We start from the raw sequence: 17052 nt of genomic DNA, 5'->3' as shown, positions 1-17052 counted from the left end.
TAAAACGGAGCCTTTTCAAAACCAGAAACTTTCATTTTTCTTTATATTTTTCAAACACATAAGCCAGAAAATCGCTCTCTGCAAAGAAAACATACAAGTGTGGCGATCTGTCTATTTTTTCGGTAAGGTCGTCTCACTATAAGAATAAGAGCGATCAAGCCATGGATTTCTCACCCTTCTCCGTAGCCAGCCTGCGAGCTGCCCCAGACACTGTTTGGGTCGGTCAATACAAACTCGAGTACCTGTCCTTCAGCCAGCCGCATAACAGCGAGCAAACACCGGTGATTTTTCTAGGCGGTGCTTTTCAAAGCTTTGGCTCTTTTCGCCATGAAGTAGAGCAGGTATTAGAGACCCACCCAGTGATACTGCTGGACCTGCCTTCGCAGGGGAATAACCAGCAGTTAGCGCCGGAGCTAGGCTTGTCGGATTACGCCGACTTGCTGCATGCCTTTATCGAGCGCCAGCAACTTGAGCAGGTCATCTTACTGGGCATCAGTTACGGCTCAGCCATGGCATCTCTATATACCGCCGCATACCCACTACGGGTAGAAAAACTGCTGCTGTCAGGCATCACCTGTTTTCGTCGGCAAAGCCTGATCACCTTATTGGAAGACTCCTTGCAGCTGCTGGCCAGCGGTCAGATGGAAGCCTTTGCCACCACCGCGGTCTGCAACTTGATCAACCACAGTCGCTTGCAACGCACGGAAGTGAGCCCCACCTATCGCAAGTTGCTGTACCGGCAAATTGCTCGCTTGGACAACAACGAACGTGCACGCTATGAGCAAAACACCCGTCGCTTGCTGGAATTTGAAGGGTTTACGCAGTACCCCAGTGTACCGACACTGGTCGCCACGGGTGAGTTTGACAACTTCACACTGCCATCAGAAAACGCCGCGTTTGCCAGCCAATGTGCGCAAGGCCAGTTTGCCGTCATTCATAACGCCGATCACTTAGCTCAGTTTGAGCGTCGCGAAGCGGCCTGTGCCTTGTTCCATCGCTTTATGTGCGGCCAAAGCATTGATGCCATTGACGGCGTGACGCTGCACGATGCCGCCCACTACCAACGCCAAGATCAACGCCTGCAAAGCCGCCAGCGGCCATTAGAGCAACCCTATCAGCTAGTAGACGAAGCCAGCGGCAAAACCCACACGGTACGCATCAGCAACATTAATTTTGCCGGCTGCGTGATACAGCAGCTGCAGCCAGATCTGGCTCTTAATGAGCATTGCCAGCAGCTTTACCTAGAGTTGCCCGAGGCTGGCGGTCGCTTCCATGTGCGTATTTTGGAGAGAGATCGCCAGCAACTGCGTTGCCTGATCATTCAGCGTCAGCTCAAGCAAGCTGACCAGCTGCTGGCTTACTTGCAAGAGCACATTTTGATGATTCGCTCTGAGCCTAGCGCTTTGGACAGCCAACTGGCCTAGCAGCTAGATGCGCCGCAGCGGCGGTAACGATTCCACCAGCAAGCGGCCATAGCGCTTTGTGGTTAAGCGCTTATCGAGCACGCTGATGCGCCCGCGGTCGCTTTCTTTGCGAATTAAGCGACCACAGGCTTGCACCAGCCTAATCGATGCCGCTGGCAGGGTTAAATCCATAAAGGCGTTGCGACCACGACTTTCTAGCCACTCACTGGTGGCCGCCTGAATCGGATCATCGGGTACGGCAAACGGGATTTTCACAATCACCACGTGAGTGACATAGTCGCCCGGTAAGTCGATGCCCTCAGCAAAGCTGGCCAAACCAAAAATGACATTGCCACCGCCATCGTCAATGCGCTGTTTATGCCGGCGCACGATTTCCGCTTTGGGCAAAAAGCCCTGGCACAATAAGGTTTCACGCCAATCGCTCAACACGGCGTCGCGGGTCGCCTCAAGCTGAGCACGCGAGCTAAACAGCACCAAAGTGCCACGGGCCAAATCAACATGCTGCTGCAACCAGGCTTCTACGTCTTGCTGGAACTGCTCGCTTTTTGGGTCTGAAGCCAATGACACCAGCTCCAGCTCGCCCGCCGCGGCATAGTCAAATGGGCTGGCAACGCGATGGTAGGATGCCCAATCCGGCAAGCCAGCCTCCCACTGCAACTTGCTAAAGCTGTTCAATGCCGTCAGTGTGGCCGATGTCACCACCGCGCCGTAACAACGTGACCATAGATTGCGCCTGAGCTGATCGGCAATGGCAATGGGCGAGGCGCTGAGGCGAATATCCCAGTCATCGCCCATCGGCACACGACTAAGCCAGCGTGCCACCGGCAGTGCGCCCTCTTCTTCCTCCGCACACAACCAAGACAAGGCTTCGGATAATTGCTCAGCGCGCGCCAGCATCATCGCCATGGGTGTTTGCCAGTTTTCGGCGACGTCGCGGGCGAAATCGCCGGTTTCTTTAGGGTCAAGGGAGGTTTGCAAACTGTCATTGAGCTTATCCAGAGTCTGCAATAACGGCTGCAATGGGCCACGCAAGTTGGCCAGCAAATCGCGTAGGTTATCTGGCAAGCGACCAAACTCGTAACGCAAGCGCTCACGATCACCGAGCTGCTCCATCAGCAGCGGCCACAATAAGCTCAGGCTTTGGATCAACGACTGAATTTGCCCCGGCGCTTCGCTCAGCGAATGCATCAGAGCCGGTGGAATGCCGGCATCGCCAATAAACTGCTCTAAGCCCTTTTCGAGTTGGCGCAGCCACTGGCGCTGCGCGCGGGCGCCGATTTCCAAGCGAAAATGGTTGAGCGCTTTGTCGGCCAGATGATGGCCTTCGTCAAACACGTACAGGGTTTTATCCGGTGCCGGCAATACAGCCCCGCCACCTAAGGATAAATCGGCCAGCACTAGGTCATGGTTGGCGACGATGACATCGGCGTTTTCCATCGCCTCGCGGGCTTTAAAAAAGGCGCAATTATTAAAATGCGGGCAACGCCGATTGGAGCACTCGCGATGGGTCGCCGTCACATGCTGCCATTGGTCCGGTTCGATTTCATCGGCCCAGCGATCACGGTCGCCGTCCCAGCTACCACGGCCGTAGGCGGTGAGCATGGATTCGTAGAGTTCTTTATCTTGCTCTTCTGGGCTTTGCTCAAATAAGTCGATGGTGGTCGATAAAATGCCCGACAACTGTTGCAGCGCTTTATCCAGTTTGAGCAAACACAAATAACGCCCCCGCCCCTTGGCAAGGGCAAAGTTAAACGGCATGGACAGAGTTTTCTTCAATGCCGGCAAGTCTTTATCGAGAATTTGCTCTTGCAGTGCCACCGTCGCCGTCGACACCAACAGTTTTTTCTCGCGCTCGATGGCAATGGGCAGCGAAGCCAGCAAGTAGGCCAGAGTTTTACCCGTGCCGGTGCCGGCTTCCACCACGGCAATGCCTTGGTCATTGCTGCGCTGACCTTTGTCGTCTTCTTGAACAGCCCCCAGGGTTTTGGCGATTTCTGCAATCATGACGCGCTGCCCGTAGCGCGGCTTTAAGCCCATATCGGCGATGCATTCACGGTACAAAGCCTGAATGCGTTGTTTGGTCTCGTTGTTCAGCATGTTTAGTCCGAAAGGCTTTGCCAGCCGCGGTTGCGGTGAATCGTGAGCGGCCAGCCGGCCACATCCAGCTCAATGCCATCATGGGTAATGGTGGTCAGTGTGACATCTGTGGCGATGCGATCCCCCTCGCCCCACACTCGGCCATTCATGGTGACTTGCCGAGCACTGGCCTGGGTCGAATAAATGTGTCCGGTGATGATCAAATCTGGAATTTTGCGCAGCTCCGACAAAGGCGGCAAGGTGCGCTGCGTGACCTGACCGCGAGCCGAGGAAGTCCGAGCAGACGGCGCAGTAGATGACACAGAGGTTGAAACAGAAGTTGGAGCTGAGGGCGAAACCTCCGTTTTGGCGGCTACCACAGATTGCGTCGGCACTTGTACTGCCAGCTCTGGAGCAACCGCGTCGCTTTCAGGCGCGGTCCCAGGTACGAGGCGCGGGGCAGCACTCACCTCAACCACCGGCTGCGCAGGCACGACTACAGGGCTCTCCCTTTCGGGTGCAAGCCGCTGTTCTGCTTCTCTCCCTGACACCATAGGCACCACATCGTCTGATACCTGCGGCACATTTTCTGACAGCGTCCAGCGATACAACAGCAGCGACACCAGGATGGTGACCAGCAATGTCACGGCTAGCCACGGCCACAAAGACCGTTGCGGCGAGCCAGGTTGAGGCCATTGCGTGAGCAGATGAGGCGCCAGTGGTGCCTCAGTGGTTTGCTCAGGTGAGCGCTCGGATTGCTGCTCCGCCTGTTGCTGAGATTTTTTCAGCGCTTCGAGGATATAAGACACTAGCCTTCCTCCCCGGCCATGCGCGCCTGACTTTGCAATGCGATCACAGTGCGAGGGCCAATGATGCGATCAGCACTCAAGCCTTGCCGCGCCTGAAACTGAGCCACCCGATTGGCCAGCAGCGGGTCGTATAAATCTTGCGGCAAACTCGCCGCCTGGCCGGAAGGCGCAATGGTTTGCCAGCCTTGCTGCCACTCCATGCCCAGGCGCTGGCGCAGCCAGGGCACCAGCGCACTCCGCTCACCCGGACGCAGCAAGCCGTTATAGCCCGCGGGTGGCTGCCATAAGATCAATGCCTGACCCTGATAGCTGCGCGGAGAGTTGCTGGCTTGCTCAGCACCACGCCAGCGCCGGTCAACGCCTTGCACCAGTGCCGGAAAGCGCTGGGCGCGAATGTCGGCCAACGGCCAGTTCACCCAGAGGCATTGCCAGCCAAGGGCCGCCAGCTCATCGCAGGAGCGAGCCGCGAGCCCTTGCTGATGTGCCAGGCGCGCGACTGGATCGGCGCTGTCAGCGTCGAACTCGGCATCCACGTCAGCAGCCACTTCAGCAGCCACTTCAGCAACTACGGCGTCAGGCTGCATGCTCTGCCAGCTCGGCAACTGCGCTAAATACGGCAACACCAGCGCTGCCATAGCCACGGTTGCAGCCACGCATACAACCAGGGTTACCGGCCGCCAAGACCAAACCGGCTGAGCACTAGCAGAACGAGCAGCAGCCTTGCTCGGCAGCACCTCGCGCTCTGCACCCATCGCTTGCGCTCGTGTCACTTGCAGCTTGCCATGGGCGTAGGCGCCCAATAAGGCGCGATCGGCCAAAGCGTTCAGCAGCCGTGGCACACCGCCACTGGCGCGCCACATGCGCATGGCGGCGGCGCGACTAAAACAACCCGCCTGAGCGCCCGCCGCCTGCATGCGATGATCGAGGTAGGCCATGACTTGATGGCGCTGCAAACCCTGCAAATGATAACGCGCAGTAATGCGCTGATTGAGCTGGCGCAACTGCGGCTGTTGCAGCCAGGTATTTAGCTCCGGCTGGCCAACCAAAATCAGGGTCAGCAACTTGGCAGAATCGGTTTCTAAATTGGTGAGCAAGCGTATCTGCTCTAATAAGCTCGGCGGCATCGATTGCGCTTCATCAATGACCACAATGACGCGCTCACCGTTGGCATACCAAAGCAACAACTGTTGATTAAGGCGATCATACAGCTGTTTTTGCGACGCCTCGGCGCTATAAGCAATGCCCAATTCATCACACAAGGCTTGCAACAGCTCGATGGCCGATAACTGCGGATTAAACACATAGGCAGTGCGCACCTGGCCCGGCGTTTGATTCAAAAATGCGCGGCACAAGGTAGTTTTGCCCGTGCCGACCTCACCGGTTAAGCAAATCAGTCCACCGTGGCCCGTCAGGCTGTATTGCAGATGCGCCAAGCCTTCCTGATGCCCCGGCAAGGGAAACAAAAAGCTGGGGTCAGGGGCAATGGTGAACGGGAAGCGGTCGAGGCCAAAGTGCTCTAAATACATGCCAGGTCGCAGGCTAACAACAAAGGCGCCATGATACCGGATTCAAACGCTGGCGTAGAGCGCGGCTGTCACTACACCAGCCACTGCGACCAACATTAGGACTACCACTGATAGCTCCAAGCCAGTTGCAGCTGCGTTTGGCGGACGAAATGCGGTCGAATGTCATCGGCCAGCACACTGACCTGCAACCGCTGCTGCCATACCGTGCCTTGCCACCCCAACTGCCATTGTTTGTCGGTGTACAAAGCGGTTAGCCATTTACCAGCACCAGGCCAGCGCCAGTGCTTGCGGACACCCAAGCGCTGATAGCGGTCATGATGCAACAGCTGCAACTGCCAGTCCTGATACGCCAGCGCCAGTTGATAGCGGCTGGCGATGCGCTCGGTTCGATCACGCTGGCCTGAACGGCCCGATGCCAGACCGTCGCTGTTGCAGACGCGGGTACCGGCGTCACCAAAATTAATGCAGCCCTCGGTAAATGCTGCGTCTTGCAGCCACAGACGGTTCCAGCCATCGCGGACCTCAAAATCCAGCCGCCACTGCTGCCAGGCCTTGCTGACGGCTAAATCCAACGACGCGCCCTGCCCGGTCGGCACATCGGCTTGATAATCGAGAATTTTGTCGTCGTTAAAGGCGTAATCCAATGTCGATGACGCCTGACCGTCACGGATCACACCGCGCAGTTGGCCGAACTGAAAATCGCTGATTTGAAACAGGCTCACCCGCGGCTCAAGACGCCAGCCATCGACATCAAAAGCCACGCCCAAGCGCAGTCCTTCACTGCGAAACTGCTCCACCGCCAGCTGCAAACGTCCTTCGCCCTGATGGTCATCACCCTGCTCCAGGTCGCGATAAAAGCGCGCCGTCGCCGCATTAAAGCGCAAGGCGTAATATTCACGCTGCTGCCAGGCAATGTGTGCCTGCAAAGCGCCGACGTCAAACTCAAAGCCCAGCCGCCGCTGTAAATCCGCATAGGCGTTATCGCCACCTTGAAAGCTGCTGTCCCAACCGTACAGCATGGAATGCAGCGGCACCGGCTCTGAACTGGCCAGCCAGTCCAGCTCGGCAAACACACCCTCAGCCTGACTGACAGAGCTGGCCAGCAACAACGGCAGAAAAAAGCGCATCAGCCCCCCAGCACCATAAACTCGCCGTCGGCAAAGCGCGCCACATACACGCCGTCTTGCTCTTCGCGAATAATGCCCACCAGGGCGCCACGGAAATTAATGTAAGCCAGCGCATCACAGTCTTTGGCCACGGTTTCCTTGCGGTTAATTAAGCCGCAAGCACCGCTGGCGTCGTCAGCGTCTTTGTCACGCTGATACTCCACCCGACTGGCGATTTGCATACCGATGTTTTCACCACTGTCGCTACCCAGCAAGGTAACGCCGCCGCGAAACACCACCAAAGCCCCCAGTTCAGTGGCGACAATAATGTCCTCGTCGTCGCGCGTGGCAGCGGATAAACGTGTTAAGTAAGAAAGGTAAAGGCTTTGCGCACGCTCACCGGTCGGCAAGACATCAACCAAATAGTCGTAGTCGTAGCCAACGGACAGTGCCGCTTCCCATACATCGGCCTGCTTACGACTCAGGCTCAAACGCGCGATGCCAAATGGCGCACGTTCAGCATCGGCACCCGTGCCATCAACAAACTCATGCGCCAGCTGCACGCTGAGGCTATCAATGCCCTGAATCATGGAGGCAACTAAGGTGCCATCGAGGGTTTGATCAAAGCCACTGACCAAAGCACCGTGCTCATCTTGGCGGTAGTCAATGCGATACACTCCGCGTGATGGCATTACAAAACTGGATAACTGGCCGTCGTCTAAGATCGACTGAAAGCTAACATCGTCTTCCACCACCACACGATCCGGGCAAGCCACAACCTCATTGTCACTGCTCAGCAAGCACTTGCGCAGCACCTTCTCACCGTCGAGCTGGAACAGCTCAAAGCGATTGGCGCCAATGCCTTGGGTGGTGACGGTCATGTATTGCAGCGCCACTTGCTGACCGTCCACTTCGGCGCTGTCATCGCCCACTTGCAAGCGAAATAAGTCCGGCTGCAAATCCGGCACCTCTGCACTGGAGCGGGCGACAAAAAAATCATCCAGCTCAGGCCAGACTGAGTCTGAATAATAATCGGGGGCGGCGCTGGCTTTGCCCTCAAAGGTCAACTCCATTTGATCGCGCAGCTCCACTTCTTCGCCTTGTTCAGTAATCACGCCCACCACTGGACCTTGTACCCGCAGCGCCAACGAGGCCGTGGTGATGTTGTAGTGATAGCGCAGCTCTGGCTGCAGTGGGTCTTTGACGCCGATCAGCGAGGCCTCAAACGCCAAGCGCAGGCTTTGATCGCCATAGCCTAGGCGTACGCGCGGCCAATTGAAGGTGTAGCCCAGAGCATCGCTGCAGGGGATCTGAGCGCACAGGGCGCCATCCAAATTCGGATAAGCCGGCAGCGCCCGCGCCGGCTCCTCATCACTGAATACCAAGCGCAAGCGATTGAGCTGTTCAACTTCCTCACCGCTGGCGTCCACTTCCATGACAGATTCAAACTGCAGCGTGGTACCCGCTGCCTGTAGTTGGCCATCGACAAAAATATCAAAGGCGTAATACAGCCCTTCATCTTCACCCGCGACATCTAACAAAGCCGGCGCAAAGCTCAGCGTCAGGTCGTGACCATTGCCTTGCAACCGCAGCTGCTGAGTATCGGCGTTATATGACGCGCCTGCCGATAGGGTTGGGCACTGCTCATTCAGGCAAGCGATGAAATCTTGGCTTAAGTCCAGTAACTGCTCACGTGCACTGGCAAAGGTGGGCGATAAGCCGTCATAGACCTCGTCAATGCGAGCATAATAGGCCCGCACGCGATCGGCGTATTGCGGGTCGACAAAGCTGGGCAGGCAATCTGCGCCGGCACCGGCGCGGCCGCAGGTATTGGCATTGTCACCGCTAAAGTTGACCAAGCGGTCGTTGAGATCACGAATAAACAACTTGGCGTTGGCCAGTTTGTCGAGCCACAGACCGACATCTTCGGAAGAGACGGCCACTTGCGTCATGGCACCCAGTTGCTGGGCGTCACGCTTTTGTGCCAGCAGCGCCAGGGCGACATCGGCTTCCGCCGGAATCTGGGTTTGCATCGAGCGCAAGTGCTCAAGATTGGCGGCCAGCACCTGGTGGGCAGCTTGGTAAAGATCGAAGCGAGAGAACACGTCGGCCTGATCGTCTTTTTGCGGCAACTGGCCGCCGGCATTTAACACCTGATCGATCACGGCATTCAGCCAAGCCGGCACACTTTGCTGTTGCTCGGCTGCCAGTTGCTGGGCCGCCGCCACCAAGGCGCCCTGAGCGATGGCCTGGGTCAGGCCCGCCGAGTTCATATCGGTAGGCTGAAATAATTGCGACGGCGCAATGGCCTGAGTGGCGATAACGTCGGGCACATCCAACAAACGCGACACCCACAAGTTACCGAACTCCATTCGGTAGGGGCTGTATAAACCCGCCGTTGGCTCAGTTGGGTTATCTAGCCCGGCTGACTCCTCATCAATGTAATGGGTATAGGCCACGGCACTGGCCAAATGCGTGAGCCAATTGATATTGATGCGCATACCATTGTCGATGCTGCCCACCCCGGCACGCAGCTCCAGCGCTTCACCGTTGTAGCTGACCTGGCCCAAATAGGGCACGTCGCCACAACCGGATACCACTTCACAGCGCTGCTGGGTGTCATCATCACTGCGCAGCAGCAATATATACGGTCGACCGCGATGCTTGGCATCGACGGACACCTGATAGTACGCCGTCGGCGCAGTACTGGCTTTATAGCCCGACAACAGCGGGTTGCCGGCTTCGTCGGTTTCTTGGCTCAACTGCCCCTGGGCATTGAGTGGCACCGCAAACACCTGCGCCGAGGCAATATTGCCCGCGCCGCCATAGCCGTTAACAACATCTGGAGTGGGCGTAGAATCGCCACTACTGGAAGAGGAGTTGCCGCTGCAACCTGCCAGCGACACCAAGGTAGCCACAGCCACCGGCAATAGACGTGAGAACATAATTATTCTTCTAGTTATGAGGCCCTGCTGACACGCATTAAGCAAGCCTGTTGTTGGTGTTGGGTTGTTATCTGGCCATCCTTCTAACGAAACACAGCGAACTGGCTCAGCTCTTCATGGTAACGGCAGACCCTGTCCATGCGTGTCCATCGAGCCTGCTGAGTTCGTCGATTGTAATGACTTTCCACCACGGGGTTAAAGCCCCGAGTGCACTTTACTGACCGCTTACTCACAATGGCCAGGGTATCATCAGGCACAAAAAAGCCCGGCGCTAAGGCCGGGCTTTGTTTGCGCTTAGTGCGCGGCTTTGAACTTCAAGCGGTACTCATGCAGCAGTGGCTCGGTATAACCACTGGGCTGCTCCTTGCCTTTGAAGATCAGGTCAGAAGCCGCCTGGAAGGCAATGCTGTTAAACTCAGGCGCCATGTTGATGTAGGCCGGATCGCCCGCATTTTGCTCGTCGACAATGGCTGCCATGCGCTTCAGGCTGTCTTCTACCTGCTCACGGGTGCACACGCCATGCGCCAGCCAGTTGGCCAAATGTTGAGAGGAGATGCGCAAGGTCGCGCGGTCTTCCATCAGGCCGACATGGTTGATGTCAGGCACTTTGGAGCAACCAACGCCCTGATCTACCCAGCGCACAACGTAACCCAGAATCCCCTGGCAGTTGTTGTCGATTTCGTTCTGGATAAACTCCGGCGTCAGCGCTGCAGTGTCATCAGCGCTCATCACCGGCACACACAAGATGTCGTCAACCGAGGCATGTGGGCGCTGCTTGAGTTCTTCCTGCACGGCAAACACATCCACTTGATGATAATGCAGCGCATGCAATGTCGCGGCCGTGGGCGATGGCACCCAAGCGGTATTGGCACCGGCTTGCGGGTGACCAATTTTCTGCTCCATCATCATGCCCATTTCATCCGGGATCGGCCACATGCCCTTACCGATTTGCGCACGCCCCGATAAACCGCAGCGCAGGCCAACGTCGACGTTCCAATCTTCGTAGGCTTTGATCCAGGTTTGCTGCTTCATCTGGGTTTTGGCGATAAACGGACCGGCCAGCATGGAAGTATGAATTTCATCACCGGTGCGATCGAGGAAGCCGGTGTTGATAAACACCACGCGGTCTTTGGCAGCGCGAATGCACTCTTTCAGGTTAACCGTGGTGCGGCGCTCTTCATCCATGATGCCCATTTTTACGGTAAAGCGCGGCAGACCCAAAGCGTCTTCAATACGGCCAAACAGCTTGTCGGCAAAGGCGACTTCTTCAGGGCCGTGCATTTTCGGCTTCACAATGTTCACCGAGCCGGTGGTTGAGTTGCGAAACGGTGCATTGCCGTTAAGGTCGTGCATGGCGATCAAGGTCGTCATCATGCCGTCCATGATGCCTTCCGGCACTTCGCTGCCATCGGCCAACAAGATGGCCGGATTGGTCATCAAGTGACCCACATTACGCACAAACAGCATAGAACGGCCTTTCAGGCTGAAACTGCTGCCATCGAGGGCGCTGTATTCGCGATCTGGGTTCATCACGCGAGTAAAGGTTTTGCCACCTTTGCTTACTTCTTCCGCCAGGTCACCTTTCATCAGGCCCAGCCAGTTGCCGTAAGTAGTCACTTTGTCTTCTGCATCGACGGCGGCGACAGAATCTTCGCAATCCATGATGGTGGTCAGCGCAGCTTCCATTAATACATCTTTAACGCCGGCCGCATCGGTCGAGCCAATCGGGCTGCTGGCATCGACTTGAATCTCGAAGTGCAAGCCGTTGTGTTGCAGCAAAATGGCACTCGGCGCCAGTTCTTCACCTTGATAGCCTTGCAGTTGCTGCGGGTTTTTAAGACCAACGGTGCTGCCGTCTTGCAGGGCAACCTGCAAATGGCCATCGACAATGCGGTACGCCATGCTGTCGACGTGACTGCCGCTGGCCAGAGGCGCCGCTTGGTCAAGGAAGTTACGGGCATAGGCGATCACCTTGTTGCCACGCACTGGGTTGTAGCCTGAGCCTTTCTCCGCACCGCCCTCTTCGCTGATCACGTTGGTGCCATACAATGCGTCGTACAAGGAGCCCCAGCGTGCGTTGGCAGCATTCAGCGCAAACCGCGCATTCATCACCGGCACCACCAATTGTGGCCCAGCCATGGTGGCGATTTCTGGCTCGACGTTTTCGGTGCTGGCGCTGAAGTCTTCACCCTCTTCCAGCAAATATCCGATTTCTTGCAAAAAGGCTTTGTATTCTTCGGCGTTGTGAGGCTGGCCCTGGCGCTGCTGGTGATACGCGTCAATTTTGGCCTGCAGCTCATCACGTTTGGCCAGCAATGCTTTGTTTTCTGGCGCCAGCTCATTGGCAATGGCATCAAACTGAGCCCAAAAATGCTCAGCATCGACACCCGTGCCCGGAATCGCTTGATCGTTGATGAAGTCGTACAGCGCTTGAGCGATCTGGAGTCCGCCCTTTTTAACATATGCTGTCATGGTTAAGCCTCAATCTTCAGATGGCTCCGTCAGAGCCAAGCCCACTTTGTGTAATGTGCCTGGGTAAGATTTTCCCTACAGGCACTTTCCGTGACGCGCGAGTATACATGCACAGGTATTCTTGAACCATACGCGTACGCATTTCTACCAGCACCCTTATACATAGAGCAAAGATTAATTTGACTAAAGCTATACAATAGCTATACATTAACCCTGTCACTAACAGCATTCATGTGCGGAGGTGGTTATGGCCAAGAAGCAACAGCCAGACGCCGAACAACGGCGTCAACAAATCGCGGCAGACGTGCAGCGCTTCCTTGAACAGGGCGGGCACATCACTCATGTCGACCCGTTTGTCAGCGGTGAGACTGGCTGGCAACGACAGAGCAGTTTTCGTCCAGCCACCAAAGTACAACTGAACCAACGCATCGCACCTGGCGTGATGCTATGAATCTGAGATAGAAAGACCCAGAGTTAGAAAGACCCTGCCTAAAGGCGTCCCCTTTGCCACCGCCGCGCGGTGGCTTTTTTATGCCTGCCCCATTCACGCCGCCAGCCCAGTTAGCCATCATCCTTCAAGGCGACCACTCATACCGTAACGGTACAGCTGCCTCCTAAAAGATAACGGTATAAAATCAATATCTGTCAGAAAACTGATACAGTGCCGCCTTCGCTAACCCCATCTGCCTGGACTACTCATGGAAGCCATTGCTGCTTTAGTGCTCGATGCCGGTCGCGCCGCCGTTGAGCTGGCACTGTTTATTCTGCTGCCCATCATGATTTTAATGCTTAGCCTGATGCGCTGGCTCGATGCCCGCGGCTGGCTGGGGCGACTGGTGCGCTTGCTGACACCGTTTTTGCTGCCGTTCGGTCTTACTGGCCTGGGTGTATTTGCCTTTTTACAGGTGGGTCTGGTCAGTTTTGCCGCCCCCATGGCCACCTTGGCACTGATGGCCAGTAGCAGCAGCAGCGACCGTCACATCGCTGCCACACTGGCGATGGTGTTGGCGATGAGCCAAGCCAATATTGTCTTTCCCATGGCCACTCTGGGGCTCAATGTGGCGGCCACGTTGGCCATCGCGACCTTGGGCGGACTGCTGGCAGCCGTATTGAGCTTTTATGTCTTTGGCCGGCACTTGTCGGCTCAAAGTCACGATCAAACTGCCGCCTTTGAACAAGAAGCAGCATCCCCCGCGTCACTGTTGGAGATTATTCGCCAAGGTGGCCGCGATGCTTGGGATATAGCCATGAGCGCCCTGCCGCTGCTGGTGGTCGCCTTGGTGGCGGTTAAATTGTTCGATCACAGCGGTGCCATCGGTTGGCTCACTCAAGCACTCAAGCCCGCCTTAAACTGGCTAGGCTATCCGGCCGATAGCTTAACGCTGATCGTTACCAAATATGTGGCTGGCGGTACCGCCATGATGGGCTTAGCCATTGAGCAAATGCAGGCAGGATTATTAAACAGCCAAGACATTAACCGCTTGGCCGGCTTGCTGGTATGCCCATTAGACGTTGCCGGTGTCGCCATTCTGGCGTCGGCGGGCAAACGGGTAATGGCCGTTGTGCGCCCGGCAGTGATGGCGGCTTTGTTGGCGGTGATTGCACGTGCCGCAGTACACGGCTGGTTATATTGAAGGCGGGAAAACGGAAAGCGACGCCTGCCAGCAAATTGGCTGACAGGCGTAGGGCGTGACTACATCAAGGTCTCAAAAGTGCCATCAATGTAGCGCACCACCCACACACCGTTTTCATTACGGACCTGGCCGTAAACGGTATCGCGGAAGTTAAGGTTGAACACCATGTCCTCCAGCTGGGTGGTGGTGTCAAACTCAGCTTGGTTGGCAATCACACAGCGGTCGTAGTTGCCGTCGTCGTCAATCACATAGCGATACGGCAGTGGCGTCAGCTCACGATCTTGCACACCGACCAGAGACAACTCGCTGTCGATGTTATCCACTTCACCATCGGCCAAGGTGAGATCAACACCGTCCTGATACACCGCCAGACTGCCACGAATATCAAAGGTGCGATTGGTCGCATAGGACACAATAATGCGGTCTAAGCTGCCGCCAGCACCGACCAGCAAATCCGAGCCCGACACTGAGTTGTAGTCGTGTGACAGGGCCACAGACACACTGTAATCTTCCAGCGTATTGGCAGTCACTGAGGCCGAGAGCAAAGTGCGCGGCTCACCACTGATGCCATATTCAAGGTCCAACTCAGTCGAGAAACGCAGCGAGTTCAAGCCCAATACCATAGGCTCATACAGGGTGCCAGACATCACACCGCTATCAGCAATGGGCGCCAGCTGCAGGCACTGGTCAGCGCCTTGTTCGGCTGGCCAGTCGATAAAATAGATACCGCGACCAGGCACTTGCACCCGAGAGAGTACGCCGGCTTTCCATAAATCATTGAGTAAGTCGTCACGATCCCGAGGCTCCAACGCACGCACTTTCGGCTGACAGGTATCGACTTGCCAACCATCGTCAGACTCCACCAGGTCACACACTTCGCGGTCGTGAGTCAAATAGGTCTCGTTGCGGTCGTCGTCGTTATCACGGTCTTTATCGTCGGTGCGTTCAACGGTTGGGTAAAAGCGATAACGCTCGGCATCGCCACCGCGCACAATAAAGTCGAGGTATTCAACCTCCTGCCCGGCAATGATCTCAGAGCCCAGCTGGTATTGAACCAAGTCAGCAACCACACTGCCCTTTTCATAACCTTCACCGCCGTGCGGCGTGAAAAAGCCATTAAAAGAAGCAAAGCGCTTGGCAGGATAGAACTCATCGGCGTTTACCGCCGACGCGGTCAGACTGATCACCGACTTTTCATCGTCGTCGTCATCGTCATCGCTGACCACATCGGAAATCCGACCGTTCAAAATGACGCTGTCGATGTTAAAGCGACGTTCGCTGTCTGGGTTTTGCGGATCTTTTACTCCGCGCAAAAACAGAATGTAGCTGCCACTGACTTCGGTTTCTTGAGCCGTCTCTAGGTCGGTCACGTCATACAACTGGAAATCTGGCCAACGCAGCTCATAGGCGATGACTTCATTGCCCGGCTGCACACCTGCGCTGGCTTGGTTGTAATACAAACGCACGCCAGCGGGCGATTCAATCGGCTCATCGCTGTCGTCATTTTCATAGAAATGATCGACCACAAAGCGCAGGTCGCCTTGCTGATATTGGCCTTTGATCAGCACGTCAATGGCTTGAGACTGCGCCGGCTCATCGTCGTCATCGGTGGCGTTAATGTCGGCCGGTTTTTGCGCCACTTCAATGGCTCCACCGTTGAGCCGCAGGACCTCACCGTCAAAACCATCAACGCTTTGCAGCCATGGCCAGTCGCGGCCATCGGTGCTGCACTGAGCGGCATCGGCATGACAAGCGACGTACAGTTCTTGCGTTTGAATAAAGGCCTGCACCACCGCATCTAAGTTGTCGGCGTGCTCATCACCCAGGGCTTTCATCTGCTCTAAATAGGCATCCAACTGCGGCCGATAGCCTTCTTCAAAGAACTGGCCTTCTAGGTTTTGCAAGCGCTGCACAAACGCCTTGGTGCGCGCCAAGCCCAGCGTAAAGTCTTCTAGGTCGCCACCTAACAACTCAGTAACAGATGCGGGGTTTACCGCCGTCAGCTCGCCCATTTGCTGTAAGGCGACAATGTCTTCTTGCAACGCCGTGACGACAGCGTTGCGATATTGAACGGCGCGTTCGGTTAAATCGCTCAATTGATTGAGGTTGGCAATGGCGGCCTGATAAACAGACACCAAGGTGACGCCATCGCCGCTGGTGCGCAATTGGCCATCGTGCTCCACTAATTGTTGGCGCAGCTCAGCCAAAATATTCGGGTTGTCGAAAGCCATGCCTTGCAACGCGGCAATAATGGCGCCGTAGCGCAGCTTATCTTGGTTAGCAACGGCATCGCTGCCATCCCAGCTCGCTGGATCGGTCAGGTCCGCGGGCGCACTGGTTTGCACATTGAGAATGCCGAACAAGCGCGACAGCTGAGAAATGGATTGCTCGACGGAATAATCCGTGTAGTAGCCACTGGCCACCCAAGCACCTGTGCCATCTTCAACCGAGCCCAGATATTGCCGTTCAAACGCCAGCTCGGCGGCCAAATCCGTCAGCGGCGTCACACGAATGGTTTCATCGCGACTTAAATCACGTACCACGCTGCGCCAGTCCAGCTCTGTGGTAACCGGATACCACTGGGCAAAAGGCGTTTCACCGCAGCCCGCGACCCACTGGCACAGACGCCGCGTAGGGTCGATGTCCGACTCGGTTTTTTCGACTCGGCCTAACACCCGAAACAGTTGAATCTCGTCCGACGGCACCGATACCGATACCCGCCCTTCATCGTTGGTTACATAGGACGCCGATGGCGATAACCGCCCCTCGGCATCGACCGCGGGCAAGCCCGACTCTTGCACGGCGATGGAGCGCACCAGCGCAGCATCGATATCCTCATGGCCGACCTTCACCACCGCAGACACACTGCTGCGGCTGGAATCGTTATCACTGCAACCGCTCAGCATCAGGGCTAAACACACCCCACCTAATGCCAGCTTATTTCGGTACTCCATCAATTATCTCTCTATACTTCGGACCGTTAGCTCTGGCGCCACCAGAGCATAGATATCAGCATTCATTGCGGCCTGCTGGCCAGCGGCGGCTATCATAACAGGGATT

General features: G+C 56.2%; 10 protein-coding genes. 3 read left to right on the top strand and 7 right to left on the bottom strand.

Annotated features, from left to right (window positions below; all coding sequences use genetic code 11):
- Positions 1-161 precede the first annotated feature (161 nt).
- The gene (locus IE090_RS14380) at positions 162-1424 is read left to right on the top strand and encodes an alpha/beta fold hydrolase (RefSeq protein WP_189389346.1); all 1263 of its coding nucleotides are present in this window, start codon (positions 162-164) and stop codon (positions 1422-1424) included.
- A gap of 3 nt (positions 1425-1427) precedes the next feature.
- Here IE090_RS14380 and dinG read toward each other — a convergent pair whose 3' ends face one another.
- The 6 genes from dinG to IE090_RS14350 form a co-directional block, all read right to left on the bottom strand.
- A complete protein-coding gene (dinG, locus tag IE090_RS14375; RefSeq protein ID WP_189389343.1) occupies positions 1428-3521 on the bottom strand; it encodes an ATP-dependent DNA helicase DinG in 2094 nt (697 codons plus the stop codon).
- Between the two features lie 2 nt (positions 3522-3523).
- A complete protein-coding gene (locus IE090_RS14370; protein ID WP_189389341.1) occupies positions 3524-4309 on the bottom strand; it encodes a general secretion pathway protein GspB in 786 nt (261 codons plus the stop codon).
- Complete coding sequence (locus IE090_RS14365) at positions 4309-5835, bottom strand: ExeA family protein (RefSeq protein WP_189389338.1); 1527 nt, start codon at positions 5833-5835, stop codon at positions 4309-4311. Before IE090_RS14365 ends, IE090_RS14370 begins: the two co-directional genes overlap by 1 nt.
- A 101-nt stretch (positions 5836-5936) precedes the next feature.
- Positions 5937-6962: a hypothetical protein gene (locus tag IE090_RS14360; RefSeq protein ID WP_189389335.1), complete on the bottom strand. Its 1026-nt coding sequence runs from the start codon at positions 6960-6962 to the stop codon at positions 5937-5939.
- Positions 6962-9886 carry a hypothetical protein gene (locus IE090_RS14355; protein WP_189389332.1) on the bottom strand — a complete coding sequence of 975 codons (2925 nt, stop codon included), beginning with the start codon at positions 9884-9886 and terminating at the stop codon, positions 6962-6964. Before IE090_RS14355 ends, IE090_RS14360 begins: the two co-directional genes overlap by 1 nt.
- A 294-nt stretch (positions 9887-10180) precedes the next feature.
- Positions 10181-12358, bottom strand: a complete 2178-nt coding sequence (locus IE090_RS14350; RefSeq protein ID WP_189389329.1) for a malate synthase G — start codon at positions 12356-12358, stop codon at positions 10181-10183.
- 247 nt (positions 12359-12605) lie between these two features.
- On the opposite strand from IE090_RS14350, the gene IE090_RS14345 reads away from it, so the two are divergent.
- Both IE090_RS14345 and IE090_RS14340 read left to right on the top strand, forming a co-directional pair.
- Positions 12606-12809: a hypothetical protein gene (locus IE090_RS14345; protein WP_189389326.1), complete on the top strand. Its 204-nt coding sequence runs from the start codon at positions 12606-12608 to the stop codon at positions 12807-12809.
- A 247-nt stretch (positions 12810-13056) separates the two neighbouring features.
- Entirely contained in the window at positions 13057-13992 is a 936-nt protein-coding gene (locus IE090_RS14340) for a nucleoside recognition family protein (protein ID WP_189389323.1), read from the top strand.
- A gap of 59 nt (positions 13993-14051) precedes the next feature.
- Here the strand turns inward: IE090_RS14340 and IE090_RS14335 are convergent, their stop codons facing one another.
- Positions 14052-16946 (bottom strand): hypothetical protein, encoded by a 2895-nt coding sequence (locus IE090_RS14335; RefSeq protein ID WP_189389321.1) that lies wholly within the window; start codon positions 16944-16946, stop codon positions 14052-14054.
- Between the last annotated feature and the right edge of the window lie 106 nt (positions 16947-17052).

It is taken from the genome of Bacterioplanes sanyensis (assembly GCF_014652515.1).
GTDB classification, from domain to species: domain Bacteria; phylum Pseudomonadota; class Gammaproteobacteria; order Pseudomonadales; family Oceanobacteraceae; genus Bacterioplanes; species Bacterioplanes sanyensis.
Note: the sequence above shows the minus strand (reverse complement) of the source record. Positions and strands in the feature narration are given on the sequence as shown.

Bases quoted from the DNA above. Each gene is read 5' to 3' on its own strand.
- IE090_RS14380 (WP_189389346.1), top strand. From the start codon at position 162: ATGGATTTCTCACCCTTCTCCGTAGCCAGCCTGCGAGCTGCCCCAGAC.
- dinG (WP_189389343.1), bottom strand. From the start codon at position 3,521: ATGCTGAACAACGAGACCAAACAACGCATTCAGGCTTTGTACCGTGAA.
- IE090_RS14365 (WP_189389338.1), bottom strand. From the start codon at position 5,835: ATGTATTTAGAGCACTTTGGCCTCGACCGCTTCCCGTTCACCATTGCC.
- IE090_RS14360 (WP_189389335.1), bottom strand. From the start codon at position 6,962: ATGCGCTTTTTTCTGCCGTTGTTGCTGGCCAGCTCTGTCAGTCAGGCT.
- IE090_RS14355 (WP_189389332.1), bottom strand. From the start codon at position 9,886: ATGTTCTCACGTCTATTGCCGGTGGCTGTGGCTACCTTGGTGTCGCTG.
- IE090_RS14350 (WP_189389329.1), bottom strand. From the start codon at position 12,358: ATGACAGCATATGTTAAAAAGGGCGGACTCCAGATCGCTCAAGCGCTG.
- IE090_RS14345 (WP_189389326.1), top strand. From the start codon at position 12,606: ATGGCCAAGAAGCAACAGCCAGACGCCGAACAACGGCGTCAACAAATC.
- IE090_RS14340 (WP_189389323.1), top strand. From the start codon at position 13,057: ATGGAAGCCATTGCTGCTTTAGTGCTCGATGCCGGTCGCGCCGCCGTT.
- IE090_RS14335 (WP_189389321.1), bottom strand. From the start codon at position 16,946: ATGGAGTACCGAAATAAGCTGGCATTAGGTGGGGTGTGTTTAGCCCTG.